We start from the raw sequence: 26,215 nt of genomic DNA, 5'->3' as shown, positions 1-26,215 counted from the left end.
AATAATGATACCGCATTATTCCATTTTGCAAACTTAAAAGTTCTCCATTGCGAAGAATCATTCCATTTCGAAATCATCAATCCTCACTTCAAGCTCCAGACTGGTCGTAAAACCGTTATCCGGGCTGACGGTATGCGTCAGAGTCGTAATGGTCCATTCCGCATCATCTATCGGCTGTTTAAAGCCACTGACTTTCACTGGCATTTCCGTGTAGAGATCTGCCCGCCCTTCCGCCAGTTGTAGCGAGAATGACGCAACGCCGCGTTGCAGGCGTTCCCACTGCATTTTCGCTGCCCGTTCGGCGTTACTCCGATTAGCATAGGTGCGATTAAGTACCAGCACGTTTTCATCCGTACCCACCAGGTAATCGCCCTGCTTCGCTTCCGGCTCTTTCTTCTGCTTCTTAGTCCTGCGCTTACGCTTCACCGCGGTGCTTTCTTTCTTCGCGGGTTCGCGGGTATGCAACCAGCTGGCAATTACGCCCGTGTAAGCTCCGCGATCTGCCAGGGTAAAGCGGTGACTGTCGCCGTCCTTACGTGTGATAGTGATAACCGGTAGTGGTTTACCACTGGCGCTTTTACCCTGCCCCTGTCGGATGAATAACAGATTGCCATTTTTCACCGACGCAATAGCACCGTACTGGCGCGCCAGCCGCATCAGAAAACTGCCGTCACTCTCATTGGTCTGATCTATATGTTCCACGGGTTTATCTGACAGGTCTTTACCCAATGCCATCTTCAGTTTGTGCCGCGCAGCTATTTCCTTCACCACTTCCCCAACGGTGGTCTTGTGCCACGACTTTTCACGGCGGGTATTCAGTGTTTCACGAAAATCAGAACTTCGCGCCCGGATAGTCAGGCGGTCCGGTGCGCCAGTGTGTTCAATCTCGTCCACCGTGAATGCCCCTTTCGGGAAAAGCGGCTGCCCCTTCCAGCCCAGCGCCAGCGTAATGACCGCACCACGGCGCGGCAGCACGATTTTTCCATCGGCGTCGTCCAGCTCCAGATCAAGCTGGTCCGCTTCAAAGCCCCGGTTATCCGTCAACGTCAGCCCCATCAGGCGGTTGTCCAGCACAGTGGTAATATCCCTGCCTTCAATACTGATGCTGAATGCCGGAGTTTTGTTGCCTTTGTTAAGCAGTTCAGAGCTGAAATTCACGACAGAAGCCCTCCCACCGTTTTACTGATATCGCTTAAGGCAGATGTTGCCGTTCCCTGCAGATTACTCAGCTGCGCACTGAGATCACCGAACATATCGGACAGGGACTCATCCACCCGTTTGAGCGACAGGGTGAACTCAATCCGGCGCGGCATACCGTCGCGGAAAAACTCCGTTTTAGTCTGATTCAGTCCCTCAATCACATACATGCCGTAAATCGTGCCGCTGCCTTCAATCAGAGGCCATGCTTTCCCCTGTTCTGCCATCTGCTCAAGTGCCAGCAACGACAGCCTGCCGCCTGTTATCTCCGGCATAAGAACACCGGAAAGCGTCAGCATGTCGTTGTCCGGTCCCAGAAACTGCGTGGACGGACGACGATTTACCCGGCTGTTAGCCGCATGTCGCCAGCTGCGCTGATACTGCAGTTCCTGATACGGCACGGTGCGCAGCATAAACACGTACAATCCCAGCACCATCATCATGCGTCGTATCCCCCCTGATCGCTGTAGTTACTCCTGGCTTTTGCCTTCAGCCTGCGTTCACGTTCATCAAGCTGGCGGGCCACCTCCCGCGCAATATCCTGCGCACTTTGTCCTGGCTGTGTCTGGATGATGATCTGCGTCGGTGCTTCAATCCGGTAAATGGGCGGCACAGTAGCTGCACGACTCACCATCGCTTCACCGCCTTTCGCGGGAAGTGCCAAAGGATGTAACGGTGGAAGCTCTGCAGGCGCGGCAGCAACCCCCATCATTCCGGCAACAACGGCAGCCAGTGCAGCTGTATTTCTCCGGCTGGTCACGTTTGCCGGGCCGTTAACAATTTCCGGCCCGTTTTCACCGACGATGCCAAACTGCCCGCGCGGGATATAGCCGCCGCTGTCATACATCCCCGCAAAGCCATATCCCCATGACGGAAAACCACCCGATGGCATAATCACTTTACCGTCTGCATTCACCGTCGCAGGTTGCTGACGCGTCACGCTTTCCGGTAGTTTTGCCTTTGCGGCCTCTTTACTGACAATGCCGAGTTTCTCCAGCAACCAGGAAACGCCGGATTTCAGGGAGTCCAGCGGATGCATGACCATATTCAGCCCTTCCGCCAGTGCCTCCCCGAATCGCCGCCCCATTGCCGCTGCACTCTGCAGTTCGGCAGAGGTTGACTTAACGGGCGTCAGCAGATCAGTAAACCAGCCCCACAGCGCCTGTACTTTGTCGCCAATCCACTGAAACACAGGCTTAAGTGGTTCGAATGCAGCACTGACGGGACCTGCCGCCGCTTTGAATCCTTCCACCACGCCACCAAGAAATGCGGTGATGGGTTGCCAGTATTTCCAGACAACCAGCGCCACGCCCGCCAGTGCAGTAACCACAAGACCTATCGGACTGAGCAGAGCACCTAACAGACCAGATATGGCATACAGGGCAACGCGCAGCATCGCCAGTGGACCAGATGCAAGCACACGAAGCACCGCGCCTGCGGCGGCCAGTCCACCGCGCAGTACCGCCAGAGGATTCATAAACATCACAGCAACAGCACGTAAACCGGATAATCCAGACCGCAAAAGTGCAACCGGCGCACCTGCTACAGTTTTCAGGACATTTCCCGTCAGTGATGCCGTACGGCGCAAAGACGACAACGGCGCAGTAAGTAAACCCGCTGCGTTACCCGATGAAGCAAGCCCGCGTCGCAGCACTGCCAGTGGAGCGCCAGCCAGCCAGGACAACGCGCTGCTGGTTCGTGTTACTGCTGCCGTAACGGAAGGTAACGTTTTGATGCCCAGCACAGAGAATCCCAGACGGATCACTGCCAGCGGCCCCAGCACTGCAGCCAGCGCCACCGCTAAGGTGCCGAGGCCGACGGTAACCGCAGCCACAACAGCCGCTGCTTTCATCAGTGTGCCTGTCAGTTCCGGGTTAGCTTCCACCCAGCGACGCAACGCCCCCGTGACGCTTTTCACCGTGTACAGAATATCCATCAGCGGCTTGCGCAGCGTTTCGCCCAGGCTACTGAAGGTGTTCTGCGCTCCGGTTTTGACCAGCAACCACTGCGCAGAAAGTGAATCCTTGTTAATGTCGGATTCTTTCTGCATGGAACCGAGCGCATCATTGCCCGCTGTCAGTTTTAACTGACGCTGCAGTTCCGGCAGGTTGTTTGCCAGTTTCGCCGCGTCATCACCAAACTCTTTACCAAACAACATGGTCATGGCAGACAGACGCTTGTCCTGCGGCAGTGCGTTCACCTTCTCCAGCACGCGCTGGATGGTTCCCATCGCATCCTTCGTCATCTGCTTTTCAATCACTTCAGGATTGAGTTTCAGCAGATTCATCCCTTCAAAGAAACTCTTGCTTTGCATGGTGGCAATGGATAATTCACGCACCATCGCGTTTGCTGCACTGGCTGCAACCTCCGGCGCAGCGCCCAGTGTCAGAAAGGTGGAACCCAGTGCCGCCGCTTTACGATAATCCAGACGGTCAGCCACACCGCCCAGGCGTTGCATCACATCAATGATGTCCGCCCCTTTCGACATCGCGTTATCATCCAGATAGTTCAGCGCATCACCGAGCTGTTCAATATTGCGGGTAGGGATTTTGTAGAGCTGGGCAATTTTCCCCAGACTTTCTGACAGTTCATCCGCTGGCAGCTCAAAGGCTGTTGCCGCCTTTGCTGCCGTACTGGCGAAGGCCAGCAGGTCACGTTTCTGGTCTTCCCAGCTGTCGTCAGGGTTTGCGACGTTCATGCGCGCACCACCTTCAACCAGTGCAGCGAAGTCCACCGCACCGTTTTCCATCGGCAACTGTTCGCTGGCAGCCTTGATGGCATCCTGCATTTCATAAAAACGTGCAGTGCGGTTGCCATTATCGTCACGCAGACCATTGACCTGCTTTGCCACACCTTTCATGGCATCTTCCATGCTGGTATAGCTTTTTACTGCCGCCATCACTGGCGCGCCCATTGCCAGCCCTGCCGCCGTGGTGGTGGCTCCGGCACCTGCAATACGATCACGCACCTCCAGCGAACGGGCATAACTGGCACGCGCTGCATTCATCCTGCGCTGAGCTTCCCCCAGTTGCTTCAGCCGCGCCTCCTGTTTCGAAAGTTCCTGGTTATAACGTGATGTTTCACGGGCTAAACGGGCAGTTGCTCCCGCATCGTCTTTCGCAGAAATTCCCGTCCGGTACAGTTCAGCACGCACAAGCGCCGTTTGCTTCTGCAAATATTTTTGTTGTTCTTCCAGGCGTTGGACTGCCAGCGTTTGCCGACCTAAAGCCACAAGATGCCTTTGTGATGGTTGTTCCATCGCCTCCAGCTCAGAGCTAAGCAAATTAGCCTTCTGTCTGGCATAGTTCAGCCTGTCGCCTAACTTCTTGTTATCGGCCTGCAGCTTGCGAAATTTTTCCAGGCTGTTACCCGCCTGATTGAGTTGCTTTAATGCGTCACGGGAGTTTCTGATTGCGCCAGCCAGCTCTTTCGAACTGGCCTGTGCAGCACGGAATGGGCGGGTGAGTTTGTCAACCGCATTAAGAATGACCTGCAGGCGCAGGTTATTATCACTCATCGTTGGCCCCGCTTCTCTGAATCGCTTTATACCGCCATTCCAGCACTTCGGTCAGCGGCATAACGTCAGTAACGGATGGCGGCCAGTGAAAGATGGTGGCGATATCAGCCACCAGATCGTCAACCGTCAGGCTGTCGGTAAACCGGCAAGCACCGACTTCTTCAACAAAAAAGTGACAACCTCAACCGACATGGCAGTGAGATCTGCCGGGTCCATCTCTGCGATTTCCTGTGCAGTCAGTGCCGGACTGGAGATGCGGGGGATCACGGTCATCATCGCGTTCACATCCATATCCATAATGGCCTGCAGGCGTGTGCCGCGCAGCGCACCAGACTGCGGTTTACGCAACACAATTTCGGTAATTTCTGTTTTACCGCGCATGATGGGGGTATCCAGTTGAATGGTCTTTTCAGTCTGTTTATCGCTCATTTTGTTGTCCTGTAAATTAGGTTCTGGCGCGGCATTCCGCGCCGTTCAGATACATCAGAGGCCGAGGGCGTTGCGGTGCGCTTCCATCAGGTCCACACCGTCCACAATTTCCACCATGTTGATAAGGTCCACTTCATAGAGCACCTCAGCATTGATGGTCAGCTTCGCGTAGCTGTTGGTACTGGTCACTTTGGTGGTGTTGCTTTCGCCCGTCTTCCACTCGCCGGAATCCACTTCTTTGTGGCGTCCACGCACCACAAGCTCCACGGCCTGCACTTCCCCGGTATCGTCACGCTGAATAGAGCCGGTAAAGCGCAACTGGATACCATCCACCGTGGATTTGCCCATCTGCTTAAACAGCAGCAGTTCAGTACCACCAATGGAAAATTCTGTGTCCAGCGCACTGTCATCCAGCCCCAGATCCACATCCACTGCACCCGGCATTCCGCCGCCGCGATACTTCTCATATTTGCGGGTGAATTTCGGCAGCGTCAGCGACTCAACGATCCCCTGCCAGTTGTTCCCGTCGTTAAACAGGTTCAGGTGTTTTAATTTGCGTGGTAAAGCCATGTTGTCCCCTTACGCGCTGACCTGGCTGGCGAAATTCACCAGGTACTGATCGGTGATGCGCTGGCGCAGCATCAGGTTTTCAAGTGGCGGCACTGGCGTGTAGTCGTAGTCGATGGTGAGTTTTCCGGCTTTCAGCGTGTCTTTGTCGTTCACCGACTCATCCAGCCAGCAATCACCACCAATGAGATAGCCCTGACTGACCAGGCTGCGCATTTTGGCGCGGATACCTTCGATAATGTCGCGGGCCAGCGACGGGTTAAGCGGTTTATCCACCGCCCACATGTGCGCTTCTGCCATCGTGTCCATCAGCACCTGCGCCGTGCGGGTGTAGTTTTCGAAAGCAAAAAGCGGATCATCGCTCAGACAGCGGGAACCCCAGAAGCGGAACCCGTCTTTACGCACAAGCGTGGTGACGTCGTTCTGGTTCAGTAGACCTGCATCGGTTGCCGGGTCCTGCAGATCCCAGAACACATCAGCAGAAATTCCGGTGACACCGTTCACGCCCACGTTGGACAGGCTTTTGTGCCATCCGGTCTGCTCGTCAATTTTGGCGCGCAGACCAAGCGCACGGGCGGTGGCATATGCCGTTGCTTCGGCATTCAGCACCGTGTCCCAGCCAGTAAAGTCAGGCCAGATTAGCATCCCTTCGCGCTGGCTAAAGTTTTCACGGTAAGTGATCGCCTCCTGTACCGTCTTGCAGCCATACGCTGACAGGTAAGCAAATCCACGCAGGCTTTGCGCCACGCTCAGCAACTCAGTAGCTACCGCCTTGGTGTCGTGGCCTGGCACGCCGAGAATGCGCGGTTTAACGCCGAGCTGTGACTGGGCAGATAACAGGGCTTTCATACCTGTTTTTTTACCTTCAGCAGTCACTGCGCCGATGATATTGGTCGTGGTTTCGTCTTCCGTTTCACCCTGCGGCACACGCACAACAACGGTCACGGGTTTTGCCTGGTCAGCGATGGCATCCAGCGAACGGGCCAGCGTGCCGGACTCACCCGCTTTACCGCTGGCAGTCAGCACATCAGTGATCAGCACGGGTTTATTAAGAGGAAACATTTTTGCATCGGCATCATCGCCCGTGCAGACCATACCCACGATGGCGGTGCTCACCGTGGTAATGGATCGGGTGCCTTCGTTGATTTCAACAACGCGCACCCCGTGGTGGTAATCCTGAGCCATAGCGGCGAACCTCCTGATTGGATTAGGCTTCGCCCTATGTTGAAGTGATTGTGCCCGACAAACAGCTAAGTGTAGTTGTACAGTTATTCACACAAAATGACGGTATTTGTCTGCTTGCAGGGATAATCAAAATTATGCTGATTCAGGGGGATTCACTGCTCTTATTTGCCGGAAATTTTCTATAAATGGTAGAAACGCCCACATCAAAAATCAGTGCAATACGCTGTCTTGATTCTCCGGCCTCTAGTAAACGTCCAATCTGTGCCCACTGTTCGGTGGTCAACTTAGGACGGCGTCCACCTACTCTGCCTTTGTCGCGAGCTGCAGCAATCCCCGCCCTGGTACGTTCAACTATCAGTTCGCGTTCCATTTCAGCCAGGGCACCCATGACATGAAAAAAGAAACGGCCCATTGGGGTACTGGTATCAATACTGTCAGTCAGACTTCGGAAATTCACGCCACGCTGGCGCAACTCTTCTATCAGCGTAACAAGATGCCGCATATTGCGTCCCAACCTGTCCAGCTTCCAGACAACCAGCGTGTCTCCTGCCGATAGTGTCCTGAGTAGTTTTTTCAGCCCCGGTCTGTCGGACTTAGTGCCACTGATTTTGTCCTCAAAAATCCGCTCACATCCCACGCAGTTCAGTGCATTACGTTGCAAATCGGTGTTCTGGTCATTTGTTGACACGCGTACATAGCCAATAAGCATGATCATCCCCCTGAATAAAAACCGGAGATGATGCCAGTTAGCTGTTACCTCTGCATTTTCTTAAACGTTGGTTTAGGAGAAGGCTCAGCATTGCCTGTTGGCGTACCTGTTCCGTGGCCCTCAGCCACTCCGCCAACAGGCTGGCTGAAATGCAACGGAGCAGCTTTTTCTGCTGAAGAATACCCGGAACTGGCAAAGGCTTACCCGACAAATAAATTGCCTGATTTACGTGGTGAGTTTATTCGTGGCTGGGATGACGGACGTGGTATGGATACGGGGAGGGCAATATTATCAGCTCAGGGCGATGCCATACGTAATATCTATGGTGAGTTCAAGACTGTAAACACCGAAAATTATTCAATATGGGAATCAGCAGGCTCTTTTAAGGGGGCAGTGGTGCCTTTGAACCCCTCAACGAACAATAGTTATTTCTCCTTAATCAGAAGTATGGTGACAGAAAGAACAGATGGCGCTGTTTACCCAAAAGTGATTGGCCTTGATGCTTCAAGAATTGTTCCAACTGCAAACGAAAACCGTCCTCGTAACATTGCCTTTAATTATATCGTGAGGGCTGCCTGATGAATAAAGCCGTATTAAATAACGAACTCATTGCCATAAAAGCGGGAGTCATTACCATTTATAATTATGATGGTGAAACGCGGGAATATATTTCCACATCAACTGAATATCTTGCGGTTGGCGTCGGTATCCCGGCATGTTCTTGTTTAGATACACCAGTTACACATAAAGCTGGTTATGCAATCTGCCGTTCTGCAGATTTTAACTCATGGGAATATGTGCCAGACCATCGCGGTGAAATCATCTATAGCACCGAAACAGGAGAATCGAAAGAAATCACAGCTCCGGGTGATTATCCTGAAAATACAACCACTATCGCCCCGTTAACGCCATACGATAAATGGGATGGTGAGAAATGGGTGACAGATACTGAGGCACAGCATAGCGCCGCAGTAGGCGCGGCAGAAGCACAGCGTCAGTCACTGATTGATACTGCAATGGCTTCCATTAGTCTGATTCAACTGAAATTGCAGGCCGGGCGGAAGCTGATGCAGACAGAAAACACCCGACTTAACGCTGTGCTGGATTACATTGACGCGGTGACGGCAACAGATACCAGCACCGCGCCGGACGTCATCTGGCCTGAACTGCCGGAGACGTAGGCCATTCAATATCTGGCGCACCGGAAGTATCGACCAGTTCCAGTGCGTCCAGATAATCCAGCCACAAATTATATTGCGCCAGTTCCTCACATTTCAGGCGACCAATCGCCGCTTTACCAGGCCATTGCTTACTGTTTATGTATTCGTTGACCTGATTAATCAATTGCTGCTTTTCCAATTCGGCTGCGGCAATTTGTTCCTCATGAGTTGGCGGTGGAATATCAATCCATGCAGGCATTCCGTCGATGACACCTCTGTATTTTCCTTCTGGTGCTTCCTTCATAAATTCGGCGGCAACAGTGTCGTCAATGTCGATTCCATCATCGGGCCATTCGCCGGATTCCTGATAAGCGATTTTAAGCTCCACAGGGAAAAACGCATTTTTCTCGGCACTGAAAATATATTTCTGCATTTCTACCGTCCTATCGAAATATAACTGAATCTGTATTGCTGTGAGATATCACTGGTTGCCACACGCCACGCTGAATTACTGATATGTTCAAAATTTACAGACAAAACCTGCGGGGCAGGATTCGACGGGTCTGACTGAACGGCATCAGACATAACACTGACTGAAACCATCGGCTGATTAGGGAATGGTATAGGGAAGTGTCCACTGATAAAGCGGGTCGTGTTTCCTGAAAAAGTGCCAAACTGAACAATATATCCACCTGGTAGCCTGAACCATCCCGAACCAGAAGCGAATGCTCCCATATCCGGTATCTGATTATCTCCTGTGCCCACATCCCTTTTCGCCGCTTCTCCTAAACCAAGGTATGCGAGAAGACCAGCTACATCCTTTCCACTCAAATTAGTCAGCGTATTGTCCAGCGGTTGTTTACCTGCCAGTGCATTAAGCATTGTCGTGGCAAAGTTCGGGTCATTCCCCAGCGCCGCCGCCAGTTCGTTCAGTGTATCCAGTGCCGCAGGTGCAGAACCCACCATTGCCGCAATCGCCGATTTCACAAATGCCGTGGTGGCAATCTGTGTATTGTTGACCGACTGTGCCGCAGTAGGTGCGGTTGGCGTTCCGGTGAGTGCCGGACTCGACAGCGGCGCTTTCAGTGCCAGCGCATTGTTAATGGTGGTACTGAATTTCGGGTCATTGTTTATAGCTGCGGCAATTTCTTTCAGCGTGTCCAGCGTGGCTGGCGCACCATTAATCAGGGTCGTCAGTGCCGCCTGAACAAACGCGGTGGTCGCAAGCTGCGTAGTATTATTCCCCGCCGCTGGCGTTGGCGCTTTGGGGGTTCCGGTAAACGTCGGGCTGGCTTTTGGCGCATACTGTGAATGCGGGTCCGGTGCGGCAAGATGTTTTGCCATCTGATCATCCGCGTACACCTTCAGCTCCAGTACCTTATCATCCACATACTTGCGGGTTGCCAGCACTACGGCAGGGTCAATTTTCAGTGTGATATTGTCCGTACTGCTGGTAATCAGCACCATGCGCACGGTCTGGGTGCGCCCGCTGCCTTCAGCCAGTTGCGGCTTATAGCTTTCCGGGCAGTTGCCCACGGCAATTAATGCCCCGGATTCATCAAACAGGCCCACTTCACGTATCCACCAACCACCCTCGTTTTCAGGGATCACCTGTTCAGCAATAATCTGGCTGCTGTTTTGCGGGTCGATATAGAGCATATTCAGCGCAGCCCGGCGTTTCTCATTTACCAGTGCAGTCTGCTTTGCGTCCGGCGTTGGTAATGTTCCGCCGCCATCGCCTACCGCCATATGGGTAATTTTTAACGGCACACCGAGCGCGGCGGCGCTGGCAAGTTTCGCCGCGCCAATATCCGTCAGCAGGGTATAAAATTTTGTGCTCATGGATTCACTCTCATTGTGTCAATAACATGGACCGCCCCGCCTTCATGCGCGGTGCCACCGGAAATAATCGTTTCGTTGATATATGGATAGATCGTGATTTCTTCGCCAAGATAACTGGCGGCCCCCACCCAATGCGGGCCGCTGCTCTGCAGATTGATGGACATGCCGATCATGTGACGGCTACATGGTTTGGCATCACTTATCAGCCTCTCAAGTTCCAGATAGGTATCTTCAGTGATGCCCTGGTCCTGCACGCCGATATCCAGGCGAAACGTGCCCGGTGTTTCTCCGGTCTGCCACCACTCAATAATGCGGATCAGGAATCCGAACGGTTCCACTACCCGCCGCACTGCACTGGTGGTTCCTTTATGCTGATGAATATAAAAAGCATCCTTCACCACCTGGCGTTTGACGCTTTCAGTCCAGCCCTCATCCCAGCGATCCACAGAGAACGCCCAGGCGAGATAAGGCAGGAAGCTGACCGGACAGGTCACCGGATTCCACAAGTCACGAAGCGGCACCTGCAGATCAGAAATCCCGCTGCAGGTTTGCGCCAGTCGGCGCTCCAGTGGTGTTGAACCCGGTGGCAGCAGACTATTCATCCGTTCCTCCGTTGGTTACGCTCCACTGCGTACATGATGCCGCCTGCGTTTTGTTCAGGACCACATCCGCCAGAGGAGAAGCCAGCTCCACACGCTGCACACCCTCAACATGCAGGGCAGCAAAGATGGCGCTACGGCGAATATCCCGACCAAGACGCGTCTGACTGGCGATGTACTTCTGCAGGCTGGCTTTTGCCGCTGCCATTACCGGCTCTGCTTCCGGTCCCGGATAGAGAAAAATGGTGGCTTCCACGCGATACGGGATGATTTCTGCGCTGCGAACCGTAAGACGATCAGCCACCGGGCGGACGTTCTCACTGTTCAGAGCTTTTTCAACCACGTCCAGCAGGTCTTTTTCTGCAGTTCCATCGCCTTCGCGGCTAAGGACAGTCAGCACCACCTCTGCAGGTGCCGGGCTGGTTGCACTGGCATCCGCCACCCGACCGTCGGCGCTTCGGGCATGAAATTCATAAGCTGCAGTTGGCCCCGCAACTGAAAGCCCTTCAAAGGCTGCAGGCACACGCAGGCGTAACGCTTCATCACTTTCCATCACAGCCGCAACGGGCGGCACAGCGTCATTATCAGCAGGCGTCACCGTCAGGCGTTTCACGTTGTAGTTGGCAGCGATTTGGTCCAGATCGCCGCCCATCGCGTAAGCCACCATCACCGCCTGCGCGGCTTCGTTAATGCGCTGGCGCAGAAGCAACTCACGGTAAGCGTTCTCCTGCAACAATTTGGTGACGGGTTCAGATTCCAGTTCCAGCGTGCGGATCACTGCTTCCTGCTCATCTTTCGGATGAAGCGCCACAAATTCTGTCTTGCGTTCGGCAAGCAGCGTCTCAAAGTCCGGCACATCCACAATTTGCGGCGCAGGCAACTGCGAAAGGTCAATCACTGCCATTCTCTGCTCCTGTTGATACGGAAAGGGAAACAGGCACACCGCTATTACGCCGCCCGGTCAGCTCCACCACCATAGAACCGTCAAAGTTGTTGTTGATGGTGATGGAATCCAGCGTCAGCCGTGGCTCCCAGCGACTCAGCGCCACATACACTGCCGACATGACCTGCAGGCGTAACGCCGGATTTTGTGGCTGATCTATCAGTGCCGACAGCAGGGAACCATATTCCCGGCGGGCAATGCGGCTACCCTGCGGCGTCAGCAGAATGTCCCGCACTGACTGGCGCAGATGGCCAATATCAGTAATGGCTTTACCGCTGGTATTGTTCATCCCGCTATAAAGCGTCATACCGGGCCTCCGGTTGTGTCGCCGCCTTTCAGAACGCCAGTATGCTGATGCGCATCAACCACGATCCCGTTAGAACTCATCGCACCGCCGCCCTGGGTAACGCCACCATTGATCGCAACTTCGCTGTTAATGCGCGTGCGGTCAGCCTCCAGTACAAACTCACTGGTTTTCATGGTGATGTTGTCAGCGGCCTCAATGACCATTGATTTGATGCCCCTGACATACCAGCGCCCGGTGGCGGGTTCGTATTCAAACCAGCCACCGTCAGGATGTTCTGTCACGCAGACGTCCGCCGACGTTGACGGTGGAGCGAACTGATTCGAATAGATGGCGGGCAGCGCAAACGCGGTTTCCAGATTGCCTCCCAGACTCAGCAGCACTACCTGCTCACCTTCCGATGGTCGCCACCATGTCCGGGCATTCCCGGCACGCAGCGTCAGCCAGCTGATCCAGTTGGTTTCAATCTCGCCCGTTTTCACCCGGCAAAGCCAATTCTCCCGGTCCACTTCGGTGACTACACCAGTGCGGATCAGGTTGGTGATAAGGCGCATGATTTCGGTTAATTGTGCGTTCATAGGCTAATCCTGCACGAAAATGCACAGGATTAGTTAGCAAGGAAGATTGTGTTAACTACTAAACAATTCAGAGAGATGCTGTTTTGTTGAAGTAATCCTTCAATAACTCCATCTTAAAGATGACCTGGAGTTTACAACCGGGAAATGAATCATTTGCAGTTACAGTCATCCCCAGGAACTCAGACTGAACCTTTATCAAATCATTAGGTATTTTGTGAAGAATATCTCTAACTTCTTTCTCTACCGTTGTGGGAACCAAGTCAAAACTAACAATAAACTCACTTGACGAATTATTCTGAACTTTAGACTTTATTTCCTTTAAAGCTTTTTTAGACAAGTTGAGAATATCAAAAACTTTCTCAAGATTATCAAATAAAACATACCTGCGTTCAAAATCAACAACCTTAGCTGCTAATTCATTAAAATCAGTTCTGAGCCGCCCCCTAGCACCCACAGCTGATTGCAAAGACCTAAATGCAAACTCCAATTTAGATGCCATATTGGCCTCAATTGCATTCAAATTACAAATAGGTTGAGGCAACTCTTTAAAAACCATGCCCGAATGGCAGAAAGGAAGTGTAGGAATATCTCCCAAACCAGCATTCTGATTTAGGGTATTTCTTATCCAGACAGCCCCTAATTCAAAGCTAATCCAACTTCTTTTCACAGAATTAGGACTGATTAAATATATAGCCGCAATACAATTAACAAGGCCATCTTCTATTACTTTTAGGAAATTTTGCCCAGCCTTAATCGTTTCTCCATCAGAAGATACAAAAACGCTGACAAATCCAGCAAACTCATCTTCGATTGCATCTTTAATGATTTTTGCCAATTCTTTTTCTTCAGTAATATGAGATAAAAAAATCAACTTCTCAGACATCACATACTCTCTAACCAATTGATAGATTTACAATTTAGCAAGAAAGAAAATGTGATACTAAGAAGAAGATCATAAAATCAGTATCTTCCCCAAAGAATCTTTCTCTAATCAGCACCTTAAGAAAACCATCTAATCAATATATCGCGAGTTAAATTTTCAACATCATCATTAACGCCCAACAAACGCCGCTCTGCGTAACGCACCTCCGGTCCCTTACGACTGACGCGATCTCGCAGGCCGTAATGGTGAACGCGGGCAATGCGCTGCACCTTGCCTTCAAACTGCACGCTGGCAGAGTCGGCGCTGGCGGCAGTTTTCAGGTATTTTGTGGTGCGCAGCTTTGTAAACATCTGACGTTTGATACGGCCTTTTTTACTGCGTGCTGTTACCCGTCGCGGTTCATAGCTGCTGCCGTCAGGGTTGCGCTGCATCCTGATATTCTGCTGCTGTGTCCGGCGCAGTTCCTGCGCCAGTTGGCGCATCATGAGGCTTCTTGCGGCTGGTTCCAGATTCGCCAGCAAAGCACTCAGCCAGTCGTCCACCTTCTGCAGTTCAGCCACGTTTCACCGTCCACATTTCTTCAGGTTCATCGGGTTCTGCTACCGCTTCAACGCTCGACACACTGCCGTCAGTGCTGACCAGCACACGTTCCGTCAGTTGCAGGTTAAGGCTGATATCACAGACATCGTTGCGCAGAATATCCACCTCAAAGGTGAATAGCTTTTCCCGTAACGCCGGGTTATTGATGGCATCGGGCTGGTTATCCCGCAGCCACAGCAAAACCGGGGCCATCAGCAGATTCTGGTCGCCGCTGAAATCCTCTATCACCACGTTCAGGGTATAGCGGTACTCCCATGACATGGAGCTGGCCCCCGTGGCAACCAGCGAACCGTTATCCACAAACAGATGCAGTTTGTCCGGGTTATTGCGGACATAAGGCACTGCTTTATTGAGGGCGTGGCGCAGGGATTGTGGTTTGTTCACTGTTTCGCTCCTGACACGCAATAATCATGTCCACTTTGTCTGCACAGACCGCCCAGGCGGCCTCCGTTTCATCCAGCAACGCGTTCAGGTCACCGTTAGTGCGCGGCGCTGCCTGCCCCAGCCGACACGGCGTCACCCGCGGACAACCACTGACGGTAAGCTGCACCTCCGGTGAGTGTGGGGCGTTCCCGCAGCCGGATAATGTCAGCAGGCAAAGGAGTATCAGCCCAGCGGCGTAAATCCTCGTTCTCACGTTTCAGTTCCTCAATCCGGTGTTGTCGTTGTCTCAGTAGTGCGCTGGTCTGTTCTGCGTCGGCATAGAGTCGCGCCTGCTCCCGGTTGTTGGTTTCTGTCAGAATGGACAGGCTGATAAGCTGGCTGTTGCTCTTTGCCAGTGCCTGGCTTTTGCTCCGAAGCTCGTCTGCCTGCGTGCTGATGGTCTGGCTGGCATCAGCCAGCCGCCACGTCTGCCAGCCCAGCGCCGCCAGTAATAACGCCAGCACAACCAGCAGCAACCGGTTCATGCTGATACCTGTTGCGCAATCTGATTACGGGTCATCCAGAAGGCAATAACGGTCAGCAGATAAAAGACCAGGGTAATAGCCCACCCCGTCCAGGCGAGACTTACGACAATCAGCAATCGCATCACCCAGCTGATAAATACGTTTTCTTTTCGGGTAATGGTCTTCAGCAAAGATGCCCTCAACTCCTGCCAGAGCGGGCCATTCTTAATTAACGCAGCCAGTGCTACCGGAATTACCGCCCATGTCAGCAGACAGGCTACCCAAACGCCGGACGCTGCCAGTACCGGAAAAATCCCCTGCGGATACACAATTGCTTCGATTAACAGCGCCATCCATAACATCAGAAACAGCCCGCTGATTAATTTCTTTTTCATTTCAGTTTGCTCCCTGTAAGCACCAAGCCATCTCCCGCGCACGGCGGTTATCCAGCCCCTGATTAAAAACACCTTTCACATAAACCCAGCGCGGCAACTGTCGGCATGCATCCGCCCAGCGCCGCTGATTGAGCAATTTCACCAGCGTGGAACTACAGGCATTGCCCGTCCCCACGTTGAAGGCAAACGACACCGTAGCGTCATACACCTTCTGCGGCGGCTGTTGCTTCACACACCTTTCCAGCGCCCGCTCCACACGTAGCACGTTGGAGATCAGCCCTTCTGCTGCCTGTCGTTCCGTAATAATTTTGCCGGGAATGACGCCCGACGTATTACCAATGCCGTCGGTCCAGACACCCGCGCTGCACTGATACGGCTGCAGACGACAGCCTTCGTAATCGGCGATCAGTTTCAGTCCCTCCACGGAGGTGTGAAGCTGCTGAAACCCCGGCAGCGTGGCAGCAATAGCCAGCACGGCCCCGACAAGGCAGCGTTTAATGATTGATGGATTCATAGTCCTCCCGCGAGATCTGCCCGTCGCGCAGAAGCTGGTAGGCTTTGTGTTTGTAGTACCAGTTGATAGCCAGCATCAGCACACCGATCATCAGGCCGCCCAGCGTTGAGGCATCCTTGATGGACAAATCACCCAGCCAGGCCAGCACGACGGCGATGCAATACGTGATAAAGGCGCTGATTCGCTCAAGCGTCATAATTCAGTCCCATAGCTGGACGGTCTGCACGGTGGTGGTTGTCGGAATGTCCGGCAGCTCCACCTGCAGCCCGTGAGGTAAAAAGGGGCCGTATTCGGCAAGCCCCGGATTTGCCTTCAGTACCTGCTCCGTGACACCCTGCGTGCGCCCGTAATGACGCCAGCAAAGTGCGTCCACCGTGTCATACTGATGTGCACGCACTTTCATCAGATAAGCTCCACTGTGCAGTGCGGCGCATCCTGCACCCGGCTGATGGCCCAGCGGGCGTCACGCCATAAATCACCGCTTGCTTCCGCCAGTTCCTCGCCTCGCTTCGCACCGGATGCCGTGGCGTCATAGTCCTGGTAACGTTCGTTGAGCATGGCGCGTGCCCAGCAGTAAACCGCGTTGAAATAGTGCTGAATGCGCTCGCTTTTGCCGTCCAGTTGTTCCGCCGGGACTTCTGCCAGCGAGGCATACCCCAGCATCTGCTGGCGTCTGCGAAACTCATACAGCTCTGCGTTGACCTCCGAAATTGCCGACAGCGCAACCTGCTTTAAACGCGGCTGCGTCACCGTGCCGTCAGTGCGCATGACACTGCGAAACTCCGACAGGTCCACATCAGGCCAGAACGGCGTATTTCTGATGATTTCCGCCTGTTCCGGTGCCTGTTCTGGCGCAACAAACTTCATGCTGCTTTCTCCTGAAATAAAGGGCGGTGGACGGGGTTTTGATGTGGCAGTGCCTTTCGCCACCCCGTGCCGCCCGTGCGCGGGGGCACGTTCTGTCAGCGGCTGTCATTGCGCAGTCTGCGCTCCAGCTGCTGTTTGTCTTTTTTCACGCCACAGCGGGGATCGAGCTGTAACGCATGGTTGAGATGATTAAGGGCGGAAGCCGGATTGCTTTCACTCAGGACAGCGCCAATCGCTTTATGCAGACGCGCCCGTGACTGGTCCGGCATATCCAGACCGTCTGTCAGCTCCAGCGTCTGCAGCAACAGATCGGCATCAAAGCCGGTGGCGGCAAGCATTGCGCTCTGCGCTGCATCTGCCATTTCCTCTGCCAGCACGGTCTGCACGTTGCGGTTACCCAGCGGCATCACCCAGCCATGACGCAGGGCATGACGCCCGATCTCCAGCGCCCCGGCATAATCTCCGGCATCAATGCGCCACAGCATCACGTACATCAGCACGTCATCCTGTTGAGTGCCTCCGGCAGCCAAGACACCCTCTGCCCAGGCAGCGTATTTCGGCAGCAGCTCCACCTTGATTTCCGCTTTTTTGACCGTGGACTGAACGCCCTTGAGACGGCGGCGGTCTTCCGCCAGTTGCAGCAGCATCAGGTCATAGCCCGACGCGTGGCGAACACTGCCGCCCTCGCGGGCGGCCTGTTCAGCCTGAACGCGCAGGCGATGCTGCCGTGCGGGACTCAGGCTCATGAATTACGCTCCGGTTTCTGCTGCGGCGGCGCTGAAGTCGCCAATCTGGATGTTTTCCACCAGTGCGGCACAGCGGTAGTCCTCAACCACATAGGCTTCGTTAACGGATTCAAAGTTTTCAATCCGGTCACGTTTCGGGTTGTCGATAACTGAACGGCGGCGGGTGTCTTCCTGCCAGTAGATGGACAGGTTATCCAGACGGGTAATCAGCAGTGCATTCGGCGGGAAGAACGGCGCACGCACGGCCTGCAGGCCCCCCATGCGTTTCTGGCTGATGATCATATCGGCAGCCAGTTTTTCACTGTTTTCCTGCTCTTTGTTGACCAGCGGGAAATACTTGTCAGACAGCAGTTCACGCCCGCAAATAACCACCAGATCGTCATCGTCCTGGTAAACCACGTCGATAAGCTCATTGACGGCATCCATCACTACGGCGTCCAGGTTGGCATATTCGCCACCTTTCCCGACTTTCACCGCACCCGGTGTGGTTTCACCACCCGTGGTGGTGCTGCCCATGACGTGATCCGGTGCATCCTCACGGATTTTCTGCAGCCAGCCTTTATTCACATCCTGCAGCAGCGGGTTTTCGCTACGGTTGGAGGTTTTCGCTCGCTCCACGCCGTTAAAGCCGATCATGATGCGGTCCAGTGCCTGACGTTTCACGATGGCGTCACGGATACGCACCTGGAAATCCTGAAACTTCGCCCACAGATCCAGCTTCGCGTAGGTCAGCACCGTGTCAAAGTTGGTCTGCTCGCATTTATATTCCACATTGACCATCAGCGTCGGATCGACAGGCTCACGCTCTTTTGCGGTGGTATCAGTGGTTCCGGCAATGGTACTACCAACACCCAGCCCCAACAGTTGACCGGACTGTTCAGTCACCGGGGTGACATTAATCAGCGTCAGGAAAGCGGCGGACTGCTGGATCTGGTCTTCCAGCGTCTGCTGCACGGACGGCTCCACGGTGAACTTGCTGGACAGCTCTTCAACTGCCACACCGTTCAGACGCGCCAGCTGCTGCAGGTAAGCGTTAAAAGCAAAGCGGGTATTCTTCTTCATCAGGTTTTGTGCTCCATCAGCAATTGGTCAGAGTGTCAGCGGGGGCGTTACCGCCTGTTGCACGCTGGCGGTAGTCCTGGCGGCTGTCTTCTTGACTCAGCTTATTCACCAGTTCGTTAAAGGCGGTTTGCTGCTCCTGCAGAGCAGTCTCCAGCTCAGACAGGCGTTCTTCCTGCTCAGACAGGGATTTTTCGGTGCGCACGCTCAGGTTTTGCTGCTCAGTGGCGACCAGCTCCACGGCCTTATGCACATCAGAGAACCGGGCGTCATCGGACTGCTCTTTTTTGGTAAACAGCGCCGTGACACGGGCAAACAGGGACGGTTTGTCCTCCTGGATTTCTTCCAGTTCGATCACCGTTTCCTCTGCAGCGGTAAAAAGATTGGCGGGATTCTGCTTGCGGTTTGCCAGCGGGTTATGGGCTGCACTGGCGCTGAATGTCAGCATTTCCGTACCCAGACTGGCAGGGTCATCAGTGGCAGCCAGGCCGACCAGGTAGGCTTTGCCCGTATCAGCAAACTTCGGGCTGACTTCCATAGAGGTGAATAATTTCTGGCCTTTTTTCACCAGCTCCACCAGGGACTCCGTTGGCTCAACGTCGGCATACAGCGCCATCTTGCCTGCCAGCGGACCTTCCGTGATTTCTTCAGCAAACAGCGCCGTCACCTTGCCGTAGCGGTTAAAGGTGCTGTCCGGCAGATAAGACTTGATGTGCTCAAGGTTAATCAGCGCGGTATACACCGCAGGGTTGTAGCTGGCTGCCATCTGTTCCAGCCATTCACGCTGGATTTCGCGTCCGTCGGTGGTGGCACCTTCCACCCCGATGCGAAAACGCTTTGCTTTCACTGTCATGAGCCGTGCTCCGTTAGAAAAAACTTACTGGAGCCTTATGGTTGCGGTGATGGGGGCAGTGAAACAATGCGCGGTATTTGTACCGACAACCACACAAACCGCAGGCGGGGAAAGCCTTCATTCAAGGCTGTAGGTTTGTGCCATGAACACCACACTGACACCCGCAGATCTCGATCCCCGTCGGCAGGCCATGCTGCTGTACTTTCAGGGATACCGCGTAGCCCGCATTGCTGAAATGCTGGGCGAGAAAGTTGCAACCGTTCACAGCTGGAAAAAACGCGACAAGTGGGGTGACTATGGGCCGCTGGATCAGATGCAGCTCACCACCGCCGCACGCTACTGCCAGCTCATCATGAAGGAGCACAAAGAAGGGAAAGATTTCAAAGAGATTGACCTGCTGGCGCGCCAGTCTGAGCGCCACGCGCGGATCGGCAAGTTTAACAATGGCGGCAACGAAGCCGACTTAAACCCTAACGTCGCCAACCGCAACAAAGGCCCGCGCCGTCAGCCGGAAAAGAATGTCTTCACCGATGAACAGATTGAGAAGCTGGAAGAAATCTTCCATTCCTCCATGTTCAACTACCAGCGCCACTGGTGGGAAACCGGAAAAACCAATCGCATCCGTAACCTGCTGAAGTCTCGCCAGATCGGCGCAACCTTCTATTTTGCCCGTGAAGCCCTGATTGACGCCCTGCTGACCGGACGTAACCAGATTTTCCTTTCCGCCAGCAAGGCACAGGCCCACGTCTTTAAGCAGTACATCATCGACTTCGCCAAAGAAGTGGAGGTGGAGCTGAAAGGCGATCCGATGGTGCTTCCTAACGGTGCCACGCTTTACTTCCTCGGCACCAATGCCCGCACTGCCCAGAGTTATCACGGCAACCTGTATCTGGATGAATATTTCTGGATACCGAAATTTCAGGAGCTGCGCAAAGTGGCTTCCGGTATGGCTATTCACAAAAAATGGCGGCAAACCTATTTTTCCACGCCATCCAGCCTGACCCACAGTGCTTATCCGTTCTGGTCCGGTGCGCTGTTCAACCGTGGGCGCAACAAAGCCGATAAGGTGGACATCGACCTGTCCCACAGCAATCTGGCTCCCGGCCTGCTGTGTGCAGACGGGCAATACCGCCAGATAGTCACCGTGGAAGATGCGGTGCGCGGCGGCTGTAACCTGTTCGACCTTGACCAGTTGCGCATGGAATACAGCCCGGACGAATACCAGAACCTGCTGATGTGTGAGTTCGTGGACGATCTCGCGTCCGTGTTCCCGCTCAGCGAGCTGCAGGCGTGTATGGTGGACAGCTGGGAAGTCTGGACCGACTTTCATGCACTGGCGCTGCGCCCGTTTGGCTGGCGCGAAGTGTGGATCGGTTATGACCCGGCAAAAGGTACGCAGAACGGCGACAGCGCCGGGTGCGTGGTGGTGGCACCGCCAGCCGTGCCGGGCGGTAAGTTCCGCATTCTTGAGCGTCACCAGTGGCGCGGGATGGACTTCCGCGCCCAGGCTGACGCCATCAAAAAACTGACCGAACAGTACAACGTGACCTATATCGGCATCGACTCGACAGGCGTTGGTCACGGGGTTTACGAGAACGTGAAAGCGTTTTTTCCTGCCGTCCGGGAGTTTGTCTACAACCCCAACGTTAAAAACGCCCTGGTACTCAAGGCCTACGACATTATCAGCCACCGCCGTCTGGAGTTTGACGCCGGACACACCGACATAGCGCAGTCCTTTATGGCAATCCGTCGCGCCACCACCGCCAGTGGCAACCGTCCGACCTATGAAGCCAGCCGCAGCGAAGAAGCCAGCCACGCCGATCTGGCCTGGGCAACGATGCACGCACTGTTTAACGAACCGCTGCAGGGCGAATCCGCCAATACCAGCAATATTGTGGAGATTTTTTGATGGGAAAGAGTAAGAAGAACCGCGCTGCGGCGACGAAACAGATCCAGCTTAAAAGTCAAACTACAGCCGAAGCATTCAGCTTCGGCGATCCCGTTCCTGTTCTGGACCGCCGAGAACTGCTGGATTATGTGGAATGCGTACAGATGGACCGCTGGTATGAGCCGCCCGTCAGCTTTGACGGACTGGCGCGCACCTTCCGCGCTGCCGTGCATCACAGTTCCCCGATTGCAGTAAAGTGCAACATTCTGACCAGTACCTATATCCCTCATCCGCTGCTCAGCCAGCAGGCTTTTTCGCGTTTTGTGCAGGACTATCTGGTATTTGGTAACGCCTACCTGGAGAAACGCACGAACCGATTCGGTGAAGTTATCGCCCTTGAGCCTGCGCTGGCAAAATACACCCGACGCGGGTTAGACCTGGATACCTACTGGTTTGTGCAATACGGTATGACAACCCAGCCGTATCAGTTCACGAAAGGCAGCATTTTTCATCTGATGGAACCGGACATCAACCAGGAAATCTACGGCCTGCCTGGTTATCTTTCTGCTATTCCATCCGCCCTGCTCAACGAGTCTGCCACGCTGTTCCGCCGTAAGTATTACATCAACGGCAGCCATGCAGGCTTCATCATGTACATGACCGACGCCGCGCAGAATCAGGAGGATGTGAACAACCTCCGCAACGCGATGAAAAGCGCCAAAGGTCCAGGCAACTTCCGCAATCTGTTTATGTACTCGCCTAACGGCAAAAAAGACGGGCTTCAGATCATCCCATTGTCAGAAGTCGCGGCGAAGGATGAATTTCTTAACATCAAGAACGTGAGTCGGGATGACATGATGGCAGCGCATCGTGTGCCGCCACAAATGATGGGGATTATGCCGAATAATGTTGGGGGGTTTGGGGATGTGGAGAAGGCCGCGAAAGTATTTGTTATGAATGAGTTACTACCAATTCAAAAACATATTCTGCAACTTAATGAATGGGCTAAAAAAGACATCATCTCATTCAGTGAATACTCTGTGGAGTGTATGTAAATTGAATAATGGCAGGTACTATACCTGCCAATGAACTTATATTTTAGCAAACGTTTCTAACGCCAAGCTATCTGTTCTTTCTTTTATTAATGAATCATCCCATTTATGTTCTCTTGCTTCTGACTCGCTAACAAACTCTGTAACTAATTTTAAATCAGATTTTTTATAAGATTCTATTTTTTTGTGCAACTCATAATTTTTGCAATCTTCATTAAGTGAAAAACAGAGTGGTAGTAAATTACCAATCATACCTACGACTGACTCGTTAGTTTTGCTTTGAGATGATATGTGTTCCAAAGAAACTATATCCATTTTTAACTCTCGCGTCCCTCGTCTGATACGTTCCAATTTGTCAAAAATATAAACAATCAACTTCCTTTGCCCAGACTTTTTATTTGTATAAACAATATTCTTTGAAAATGCTTGTTTGAATATATTTTCTGAAGGCCCTTTCTGTGTAAAATAATCTAACGCGTCATTAATAACACCCTCAACTTCTCTTTTATTTAATGCCTTATTCATTCTTACTGCTAATACAGAATATTTTGCATCGATTCCAGATGGTCTTAGACGACATACTGCATTAAACTTAAAGTGAAATGACTCTAAGGACTTCAAACATTCTATCAGCATTGATTGTGTAAGGGCTCTCGGTTTCTCTTTACGTTTTCTAAGTAATGAGAGTACAAATGGTCGAGGAATACTCACATTAAAAATCTCGAATGCTTTTAACGAGTTGTAAATTTCACGCTGATCAGGTTGAGGCCAGTCATCTGTATTTGGCGCTATTATTTTACAGTATAATTCAACATCATCATATAATTCGTTCAGAAATGATGCTGATGACAATAAAGTATTCTCATCTTGAATCTCACGTTTAAAAGCACGATAAAGTTGATCTTCTCCAATATAATTATACTTAGAAAGCCACCACGTTCTAATATAATCAGCAATAGTGCTATTACTATCCCTAGACTCAATTTGAGTAACGATATAATCCCATTTTGTTTTTGCAATATCTACCGGATATGTTTGAGTGCAAGTTTGGAATACTTTATTCTTTATCAAATCAATTGAACTTAAGTTTATCCCTCGAGCATTCAACACTTCAAAAATATCATAAGCATCATCCTCCTTACCTACAGATATTTTTACCAACTTCAAATAATTGGTAATCATTCTATATACAGCAGTCAAACAAAATATATAATCTTGGTTATTATAATGTTTTGCACCATCTCGCAACAATGCAGAACAGAGTGATTTCCTCCCTAGTTTTCTAGAAAGAAAAATTCCTGCATAACTTATACGTACATCCTCTTCACAAGATTCATCAACTTGATGCTCTTCGCGATCTTGATATTTTAACTTAAAATATGTTCTATCGCTATTTTTTGCTAATTTTTCAATAAATGTCTCACCATTTGAAGCTAATTGGCTTCTGCTAAATGTAGGACTCACAGTAACGATATATGTTTTAAATATATCATCCGCTAATGAATCTTGCCCTAAGGAACGCAATTTACGCGATATTAATGAAAGCAATATAGTAATAACTGAAAATCGTTGTTGTCCATCAACCACTTCTAATACATCATCACTATCTGCTCCAGAAAGAACAATAGTCCCTATAAAATATTCTGAACACTCCAAGTTCTGTCCATCTTCATTCAACCTTATATTTCTGACAATATCTTGCCATAATTCTTCAAGCTGAAGCTTTTCCCAACTAAACTCACGTTGATTACGAGGAATAACATATCTTTGTTTTACAGATAGAATGTTTTTTATATTTAGTGGTGTTGCATCAAAATTCATAACTTATCCTCAGAGACAACAAATTGATAATAATGTCCTATTCAAATGGCTAATGATATGACATAAAAAAAGAAAAATGCAATGTACTACAAGAATATCAGTAAACATTTCTAGCGCGCGCTCGTATCCCCGCCACGCCTGCCCACTTTATGCAGTGGTTTTCATGCAGCTGCATGACATGAGCAAAAGCCCGCCATTTCTGGCTGGTCTAAGCATAGACGATCCTCGATCGATCATGCGATTTCATGCAGCATAGTCATGCACTGCCATGGGAAGTTAACGTATCTGAATAATCGCTTGAAAAACGAACATATGGGCTTGCAAAGATGAAAGCCCGCTTGAGCGAAAAGTGGAAAATCAACATGTTACAAAGCTTGAAAATTACTTTTGTTCTTGAAAAATCAGCCCAACCATTACTATAGTATTATCTAAATTGGTTAATGTGCCCTGAAATCACCGTAAAATTCAGCTATAACGGCGTATAGATATTAATTAACTGAAATACTAAAAAATTATATTTAAACGGAGTTAGTATGTTGGACGCACGAAAAAATATTGATTTAATCAAAGATATTGACGAAATTTCAGAGAAGGGAATTCAAGCATTTGGGTTATTATATGATGAATCCGGGCACTCAAATCTTCACGATCCTCTACTGAGGTGGTGTGATTTTCTTTTACGCTACATTGCTCCACAAAAACGAATAATTTTAAAATCAGATCGATTTCCTGAAAATATTCACGATGGCGCAAGGGTTGGATTGCAGAGAATCGAGATGTTGTTTACTACTGGTGGTGATGTAAATCCTTATCAGAGTAAAACATTAACATTATTCAATGACACAAGCGGTAAAAAGGCGACGAAAAGAACGGATAACCTATGGGCTGATTGGGGGATTCATCACCTCCATCTGCCATTAAATCCAGTAAGTTCAAGTAAAAAATACTCAGATCGTGCTGAGTGGGTATTATTCCTGAAGGTGTACTCAAACGCTGTGCTTTTTATTGATATAAAACATCATGATAAAAACATAGAACCAAATCTTTTTTCTCAAAGAGATTTGGTAGAAACATTCATACGCAACTGGCCAGAAGCAGCAGAAATATTTGAAATGAAAGGTATTTCAGGCTTGGCTTGCATTCATCCAACTACAGATCCAGATATTGCAAACTTAAGAAAAAATGGAATAAATCTGCCCGTAGTGATGGATGGAAAAGCATATGCCCCATTAGGAATGGGAATAACAACAGCGCGTACCGCTGTGAGCGTATCAACTTATCGAAATAAAATATATCATTGTGCTAAGCACATAGAGAAAATATTTATGGATGAAGATAGTCCATACATAAAAGAAATAAAATCTCTAGGTGTAAACAATCCTGAATTCAAGATGCATATGTTTGATGATGGTGGGTTAGGTATTGTTGAGATAAATACTAGAAAAGGCTGGAAATTCCTTAGAAAAAATGCTGATGCGTCTCATGATGTTTTCAGTTTTTTAAATAACGCGCTGATGCCAGAGTGGGCTAGTCCTGTTGTATTACAGTTCTGGGAAAAAAACTCATTGTAAAATGGAGGGAATTGAAAATTAATACTGAAATTTGTATGGCTCACATCTC

The 26,215-nt window shown here is 51.3% G+C and carries 33 protein-coding genes; 5 read left to right on the top strand and 28 right to left on the bottom strand.

Annotation, left to right across the window (positions count from 1 at the left end; all coding sequences use genetic code 11):
• Positions 1-57 precede the first annotated feature (57 nt).
• The 8 genes from NA389_RS18675 to NA389_RS18640 all read right to left on the bottom strand — a co-directional run bounded on the left by NA389_RS18675 (position 58) and on the right by NA389_RS18640 (position 7,604).
• A complete protein-coding gene (locus NA389_RS18675) occupies positions 58-1,158 on the bottom strand; it encodes a phage late control D family protein (protein ID WP_079917100.1) in 1,101 nt (366 codons plus the stop codon).
• Positions 1,155-1,640, bottom strand: a complete 486-nt coding sequence (locus NA389_RS18670; protein WP_023262120.1) for a phage tail protein — start codon at positions 1,638-1,640, stop codon at positions 1,155-1,157. The genes NA389_RS18675 and NA389_RS18670 overlap by 4 nt, the downstream gene beginning before the upstream one ends.
• On the bottom strand, positions 1,637-4,714 hold the full coding sequence (locus NA389_RS18665) for a phage tail tape measure protein (protein WP_023262119.1): 3,078 nt from the start codon (positions 4,712-4,714) through the stop codon (positions 1,637-1,639). Before NA389_RS18665 ends, NA389_RS18670 begins: the two co-directional genes overlap by 4 nt.
• A complete protein-coding gene (locus tag NA389_RS18660) occupies positions 4,707-4,826 on the bottom strand; it encodes a GpE family phage tail protein (RefSeq protein ID WP_000763311.1) in 120 nt (39 codons plus the stop codon). Before NA389_RS18660 ends, NA389_RS18665 begins: the two co-directional genes overlap by 8 nt.
• A gap of 14 nt (positions 4,827-4,840) precedes the next feature.
• Positions 4,841-5,143, bottom strand: coding sequence for a phage tail assembly protein (locus tag NA389_RS18655; protein ID WP_001281016.1), 303 nt, complete (start codon positions 5,141-5,143; stop codon positions 4,841-4,843).
• A 54-nt stretch (positions 5,144-5,197) separates the two neighbouring features.
• The gene (locus NA389_RS18650) at positions 5,198-5,713 is read right to left on the bottom strand and encodes a phage major tail tube protein (RefSeq protein ID WP_023262118.1); all 516 of its coding nucleotides are present in this window, start codon (positions 5,711-5,713) and stop codon (positions 5,198-5,200) included.
• A 9-nt stretch (positions 5,714-5,722) separates the two neighbouring features.
• Positions 5,723-6,895 carry a phage tail sheath protein gene (locus NA389_RS18645; RefSeq protein WP_023262117.1) on the bottom strand — a complete coding sequence of 391 codons (1,173 nt, stop codon included), beginning with the start codon at positions 6,893-6,895 and terminating at the stop codon, positions 5,723-5,725.
• A 142-nt stretch (positions 6,896-7,037) separates the two neighbouring features.
• Positions 7,038-7,604: a recombinase family protein gene (locus NA389_RS18640; RefSeq protein ID WP_017465755.1), complete on the bottom strand. Its 567-nt coding sequence runs from the start codon at positions 7,602-7,604 to the stop codon at positions 7,038-7,040.
• Positions 7,605-7,631: 27 nt separating this feature from the next.
• Here NA389_RS18640 and NA389_RS18635 point away from each other — a divergent pair, with 27 nt between their 5' ends.
• Positions 7,632-8,183, top strand: a complete 552-nt coding sequence (locus tag NA389_RS18635) for a phage tail protein (protein ID WP_140016254.1) — start codon at positions 7,632-7,634, stop codon at positions 8,181-8,183.
• Positions 8,183-8,785 carry a tail fiber assembly protein gene (locus NA389_RS18630; RefSeq protein ID WP_023262115.1) on the top strand — a complete coding sequence of 201 codons (603 nt, stop codon included), beginning with the start codon at positions 8,183-8,185 and terminating at the stop codon, positions 8,783-8,785. The genes NA389_RS18635 and NA389_RS18630 overlap by 1 nt, the downstream gene beginning before the upstream one ends.
• Here NA389_RS18630 and NA389_RS18625 read toward each other — a convergent pair.
• From NA389_RS18625 to NA389_RS18535, 19 genes are all read right to left on the bottom strand, one after another.
• Complete coding sequence (locus NA389_RS18625) at positions 8,757-9,197, bottom strand: tail fiber assembly protein (protein WP_023262116.1); 441 nt, start codon at positions 9,195-9,197, stop codon at positions 8,757-8,759. The two genes, NA389_RS18630 and NA389_RS18625, sit on opposite strands and share 29 nt — an antisense overlap.
• 2 nt (positions 9,198-9,199) lie before the next feature.
• Positions 9,200-10,606, bottom strand: a complete 1,407-nt coding sequence (locus NA389_RS18620) for a phage tail protein (RefSeq protein WP_082244276.1) — start codon at positions 10,604-10,606, stop codon at positions 9,200-9,202.
• Positions 10,603-11,208: a phage tail protein I gene (locus NA389_RS18615; protein ID WP_017465759.1), complete on the bottom strand. Its 606-nt coding sequence runs from the start codon at positions 11,206-11,208 to the stop codon at positions 10,603-10,605. The genes NA389_RS18620 and NA389_RS18615 overlap by 4 nt, the downstream gene beginning before the upstream one ends.
• Positions 11,201-12,109: a baseplate assembly protein gene (locus tag NA389_RS18610; RefSeq protein WP_023262113.1), complete on the bottom strand. Its 909-nt coding sequence runs from the start codon at positions 12,107-12,109 to the stop codon at positions 11,201-11,203. Before NA389_RS18610 ends, NA389_RS18615 begins: the two co-directional genes overlap by 8 nt.
• Entirely contained in the window at positions 12,096-12,455 is a 360-nt protein-coding gene (locus tag NA389_RS18605) for a GPW/gp25 family protein (protein ID WP_017465760.1), read from the bottom strand. Before NA389_RS18605 ends, NA389_RS18610 begins: the two co-directional genes overlap by 14 nt.
• Complete coding sequence (locus NA389_RS18600) at positions 12,452-13,030, bottom strand: phage baseplate assembly protein V (RefSeq protein ID WP_023262112.1); 579 nt, start codon at positions 13,028-13,030, stop codon at positions 12,452-12,454. Before NA389_RS18600 ends, NA389_RS18605 begins: the two co-directional genes overlap by 4 nt.
• A gap of 67 nt (positions 13,031-13,097) precedes the next feature.
• Positions 13,098-13,913, bottom strand: coding sequence for a toll/interleukin-1 receptor domain-containing protein (locus NA389_RS18595; protein ID WP_079917099.1), 816 nt, complete (start codon positions 13,911-13,913; stop codon positions 13,098-13,100).
• Between the two features lie 116 nt (positions 13,914-14,029).
• The gene (locus NA389_RS18590) at positions 14,030-14,473 is read right to left on the bottom strand and encodes a phage virion morphogenesis protein (RefSeq protein ID WP_023262110.1); all 444 of its coding nucleotides are present in this window, start codon (positions 14,471-14,473) and stop codon (positions 14,030-14,032) included.
• Positions 14,466-14,897: a phage tail protein gene (locus tag NA389_RS18585; protein WP_001039945.1), complete on the bottom strand. Its 432-nt coding sequence runs from the start codon at positions 14,895-14,897 to the stop codon at positions 14,466-14,468. Before NA389_RS18585 ends, NA389_RS18590 begins: the two co-directional genes overlap by 8 nt.
• On the bottom strand, positions 14,860-15,108 hold the full coding sequence (lysC, locus tag NA389_RS18580; protein WP_223931488.1) for an Rz1-like lysis system protein LysC: 249 nt from the start codon (positions 15,106-15,108) through the stop codon (positions 14,860-14,862). The genes NA389_RS18585 and lysC overlap by 38 nt, the downstream gene beginning before the upstream one ends.
• Positions 14,993-15,421 (bottom strand): Rz-like lysis system protein LysB, encoded by a 429-nt coding sequence (lysB, locus tag NA389_RS18575; protein WP_023262109.1) that lies wholly within the window; start codon positions 15,419-15,421, stop codon positions 14,993-14,995. The genes lysC and lysB overlap by 116 nt, the downstream gene beginning before the upstream one ends.
• The gene (locus tag NA389_RS18570) at positions 15,418-15,795 is read right to left on the bottom strand and encodes a DNZ54_00345 family protein (protein WP_023262108.1); all 378 of its coding nucleotides are present in this window, start codon (positions 15,793-15,795) and stop codon (positions 15,418-15,420) included. Before NA389_RS18570 ends, lysB begins: the two co-directional genes overlap by 4 nt.
• A gap of 1 nt (position 15,796) precedes the next feature.
• Entirely contained in the window at positions 15,797-16,309 is a 513-nt protein-coding gene (locus tag NA389_RS18565) for a lysozyme (protein ID WP_023262107.1), read from the bottom strand.
• Entirely contained in the window at positions 16,290-16,505 is a 216-nt protein-coding gene (locus NA389_RS18560) for an HP1 family phage holin (RefSeq protein WP_000171567.1), read from the bottom strand. The genes NA389_RS18565 and NA389_RS18560 overlap by 20 nt, the downstream gene beginning before the upstream one ends.
• A 3-nt stretch (positions 16,506-16,508) precedes the next feature.
• Positions 16,509-16,712 (bottom strand): tail protein X, encoded by a 204-nt coding sequence (locus NA389_RS18555; RefSeq protein ID WP_000868175.1) that lies wholly within the window; start codon positions 16,710-16,712, stop codon positions 16,509-16,511.
• Positions 16,712-17,176, bottom strand: coding sequence for a head completion/stabilization protein (locus tag NA389_RS18550; RefSeq protein WP_000673520.1), 465 nt, complete (start codon positions 17,174-17,176; stop codon positions 16,712-16,714). Before NA389_RS18550 ends, NA389_RS18555 begins: the two co-directional genes overlap by 1 nt.
• 95 nt (positions 17,177-17,271) lie before the next feature.
• Positions 17,272-17,922, bottom strand: a complete 651-nt coding sequence (locus NA389_RS18545; protein WP_000059204.1) for a terminase endonuclease subunit — start codon at positions 17,920-17,922, stop codon at positions 17,272-17,274.
• 3 nt (positions 17,923-17,925) lie between these two features.
• Entirely contained in the window at positions 17,926-18,984 is a 1,059-nt protein-coding gene (locus tag NA389_RS18540) for a phage major capsid protein, P2 family (RefSeq protein ID WP_079917098.1), read from the bottom strand.
• A gap of 16 nt (positions 18,985-19,000) precedes the next feature.
• On the bottom strand, positions 19,001-19,834 hold the full coding sequence (locus NA389_RS18535) for a GPO family capsid scaffolding protein (RefSeq protein WP_021522001.1): 834 nt from the start codon (positions 19,832-19,834) through the stop codon (positions 19,001-19,003).
• 142 nt (positions 19,835-19,976) lie between these two features.
• Between NA389_RS18535 and NA389_RS18530 the strand changes: the two genes are divergently transcribed.
• Together NA389_RS18530 and NA389_RS18525 are read left to right on the top strand one after the other, a co-directional pair.
• The gene (locus NA389_RS18530) at positions 19,977-21,743 is read left to right on the top strand and encodes a terminase ATPase subunit family protein (protein WP_023262105.1); all 1,767 of its coding nucleotides are present in this window, start codon (positions 19,977-19,979) and stop codon (positions 21,741-21,743) included.
• A complete protein-coding gene (locus NA389_RS18525; RefSeq protein WP_023262104.1) occupies positions 21,743-22,777 on the top strand; it encodes a phage portal protein in 1,035 nt (344 codons plus the stop codon). The genes NA389_RS18530 and NA389_RS18525 overlap by 1 nt, the downstream gene beginning before the upstream one ends.
• A gap of 36 nt (positions 22,778-22,813) precedes the next feature.
• On the opposite strand, the gene NA389_RS18520 is transcribed toward NA389_RS18525, so the two are convergent.
• Positions 22,814-24,595: a DUF262 domain-containing protein gene (locus tag NA389_RS18520; protein ID WP_023262103.1), complete on the bottom strand. Its 1,782-nt coding sequence runs from the start codon at positions 24,593-24,595 to the stop codon at positions 22,814-22,816.
• Positions 24,596-25,128: 533 nt separating this feature from the next.
• Between NA389_RS18520 and NA389_RS18515 the strand changes: the two genes are divergently transcribed.
• Entirely contained in the window at positions 25,129-26,166 is a 1,038-nt protein-coding gene (locus NA389_RS18515; protein WP_023262102.1) for a hypothetical protein, read from the top strand.
• Positions 26,167-26,215 lie beyond the last annotated feature (49 nt).

This window comes from Salmonella sp. NW645, assembly GCF_051703725.1.
Lineage (GTDB): Bacteria > Pseudomonadota > Gammaproteobacteria > Enterobacterales > Enterobacteriaceae > Salmonella > Salmonella enterica.
This window is presented reverse-complemented; position numbering and strand designations above follow the sequence as displayed.

Excerpts from the sequence above, each read along its gene's own strand:
- NA389_RS18530 (WP_023262105.1), top strand. The coding sequence starts at position 19,977 with ATGAACACCACACTGACACCCGCAGATCTCGATCCCCGTCGGCAGGCC.
- NA389_RS18595 (WP_079917099.1), bottom strand. The coding sequence starts at position 13,913 with ATGTCTGAGAAGTTGATTTTTTTATCTCATATTACTGAAGAAAAAGAA.
- NA389_RS18550 (WP_000673520.1), bottom strand. The coding sequence starts at position 17,176 with ATGAAGTTTGTTGCGCCAGAACAGGCACCGGAACAGGCGGAAATCATC.
- NA389_RS18560 (WP_000171567.1), bottom strand. The coding sequence starts at position 16,505 with ATGACGCTTGAGCGAATCAGCGCCTTTATCACGTATTGCATCGCCGTC.
- NA389_RS18545 (WP_000059204.1), bottom strand. The coding sequence starts at position 17,922 with ATGAGCCTGAGTCCCGCACGGCAGCATCGCCTGCGCGTTCAGGCTGAA.
- NA389_RS18665 (WP_023262119.1), bottom strand. The coding sequence starts at position 4,714 with ATGAGTGATAATAACCTGCGCCTGCAGGTCATTCTTAATGCGGTTGAC.
- NA389_RS18610 (WP_023262113.1), bottom strand. The coding sequence starts at position 12,109 with ATGGCAGTGATTGACCTTTCGCAGTTGCCTGCGCCGCAAATTGTGGAT.
- NA389_RS18650 (WP_023262118.1), bottom strand. The coding sequence starts at position 5,713 with ATGGCTTTACCACGCAAATTAAAACACCTGAACCTGTTTAACGACGGG.
- NA389_RS18565 (WP_023262107.1), bottom strand. The coding sequence starts at position 16,309 with ATGAATCCATCAATCATTAAACGCTGCCTTGTCGGGGCCGTGCTGGCT.
- NA389_RS18555 (WP_000868175.1), bottom strand. The coding sequence starts at position 16,712 with ATGAAAGTGCGTGCACATCAGTATGACACGGTGGACGCACTTTGCTGG.
- NA389_RS18670 (WP_023262120.1), bottom strand. The coding sequence starts at position 1,640 with ATGATGATGGTGCTGGGATTGTACGTGTTTATGCTGCGCACCGTGCCG.
- NA389_RS18615 (WP_017465759.1), bottom strand. The coding sequence starts at position 11,208 with ATGAATAGTCTGCTGCCACCGGGTTCAACACCACTGGAGCGCCGACTG.
- NA389_RS18540 (WP_079917098.1), bottom strand. The coding sequence starts at position 18,984 with ATGAAGAAGAATACCCGCTTTGCTTTTAACGCTTACCTGCAGCAGCTG.
- lysB (WP_023262109.1), bottom strand. The coding sequence starts at position 15,421 with ATGAACCGGTTGCTGCTGGTTGTGCTGGCGTTATTACTGGCGGCGCTG.
- NA389_RS18525 (WP_023262104.1), top strand. The coding sequence starts at position 21,743 with ATGGGAAAGAGTAAGAAGAACCGCGCTGCGGCGACGAAACAGATCCAG.
- NA389_RS18600 (WP_023262112.1), bottom strand. The coding sequence starts at position 13,030 with ATGAACGCACAATTAACCGAAATCATGCGCCTTATCACCAACCTGATC.
- NA389_RS18640 (WP_017465755.1), bottom strand. The coding sequence starts at position 7,604 with ATGCTTATTGGCTATGTACGCGTGTCAACAAATGACCAGAACACCGAT.
- NA389_RS18625 (WP_023262116.1), bottom strand. The coding sequence starts at position 9,197 with ATGCAGAAATATATTTTCAGTGCCGAGAAAAATGCGTTTTTCCCTGTG.
- NA389_RS18605 (WP_017465760.1), bottom strand. The coding sequence starts at position 12,455 with ATGACGCTTTATAGCGGGATGAACAATACCAGCGGTAAAGCCATTACT.
- NA389_RS18655 (WP_001281016.1), bottom strand. The coding sequence starts at position 5,143 with ATGAGCGATAAACAGACTGAAAAGACCATTCAACTGGATACCCCCATC.
- NA389_RS18635 (WP_140016254.1), top strand. The coding sequence starts at position 7,632 with ATGATGCCAGTTAGCTGTTACCTCTGCATTTTCTTAAACGTTGGTTTA.
- NA389_RS18620 (WP_082244276.1), bottom strand. The coding sequence starts at position 10,606 with ATGAGCACAAAATTTTATACCCTGCTGACGGATATTGGCGCGGCGAAA.
- NA389_RS18630 (WP_023262115.1), top strand. The coding sequence starts at position 8,183 with ATGAATAAAGCCGTATTAAATAACGAACTCATTGCCATAAAAGCGGGA.
- NA389_RS18520 (WP_023262103.1), bottom strand. The coding sequence starts at position 24,595 with ATGAATTTTGATGCAACACCACTAAATATAAAAAACATTCTATCTGTA.
- NA389_RS18645 (WP_023262117.1), bottom strand. The coding sequence starts at position 6,895 with ATGGCTCAGGATTACCACCACGGGGTGCGCGTTGTTGAAATCAACGAA.
- NA389_RS18535 (WP_021522001.1), bottom strand. The coding sequence starts at position 19,834 with ATGACAGTGAAAGCAAAGCGTTTTCGCATCGGGGTGGAAGGTGCCACC.
- NA389_RS18570 (WP_023262108.1), bottom strand. The coding sequence starts at position 15,795 with ATGAAAAAGAAATTAATCAGCGGGCTGTTTCTGATGTTATGGATGGCG.
- NA389_RS18515 (WP_023262102.1), top strand. The coding sequence starts at position 25,129 with ATGTTGGACGCACGAAAAAATATTGATTTAATCAAAGATATTGACGAA.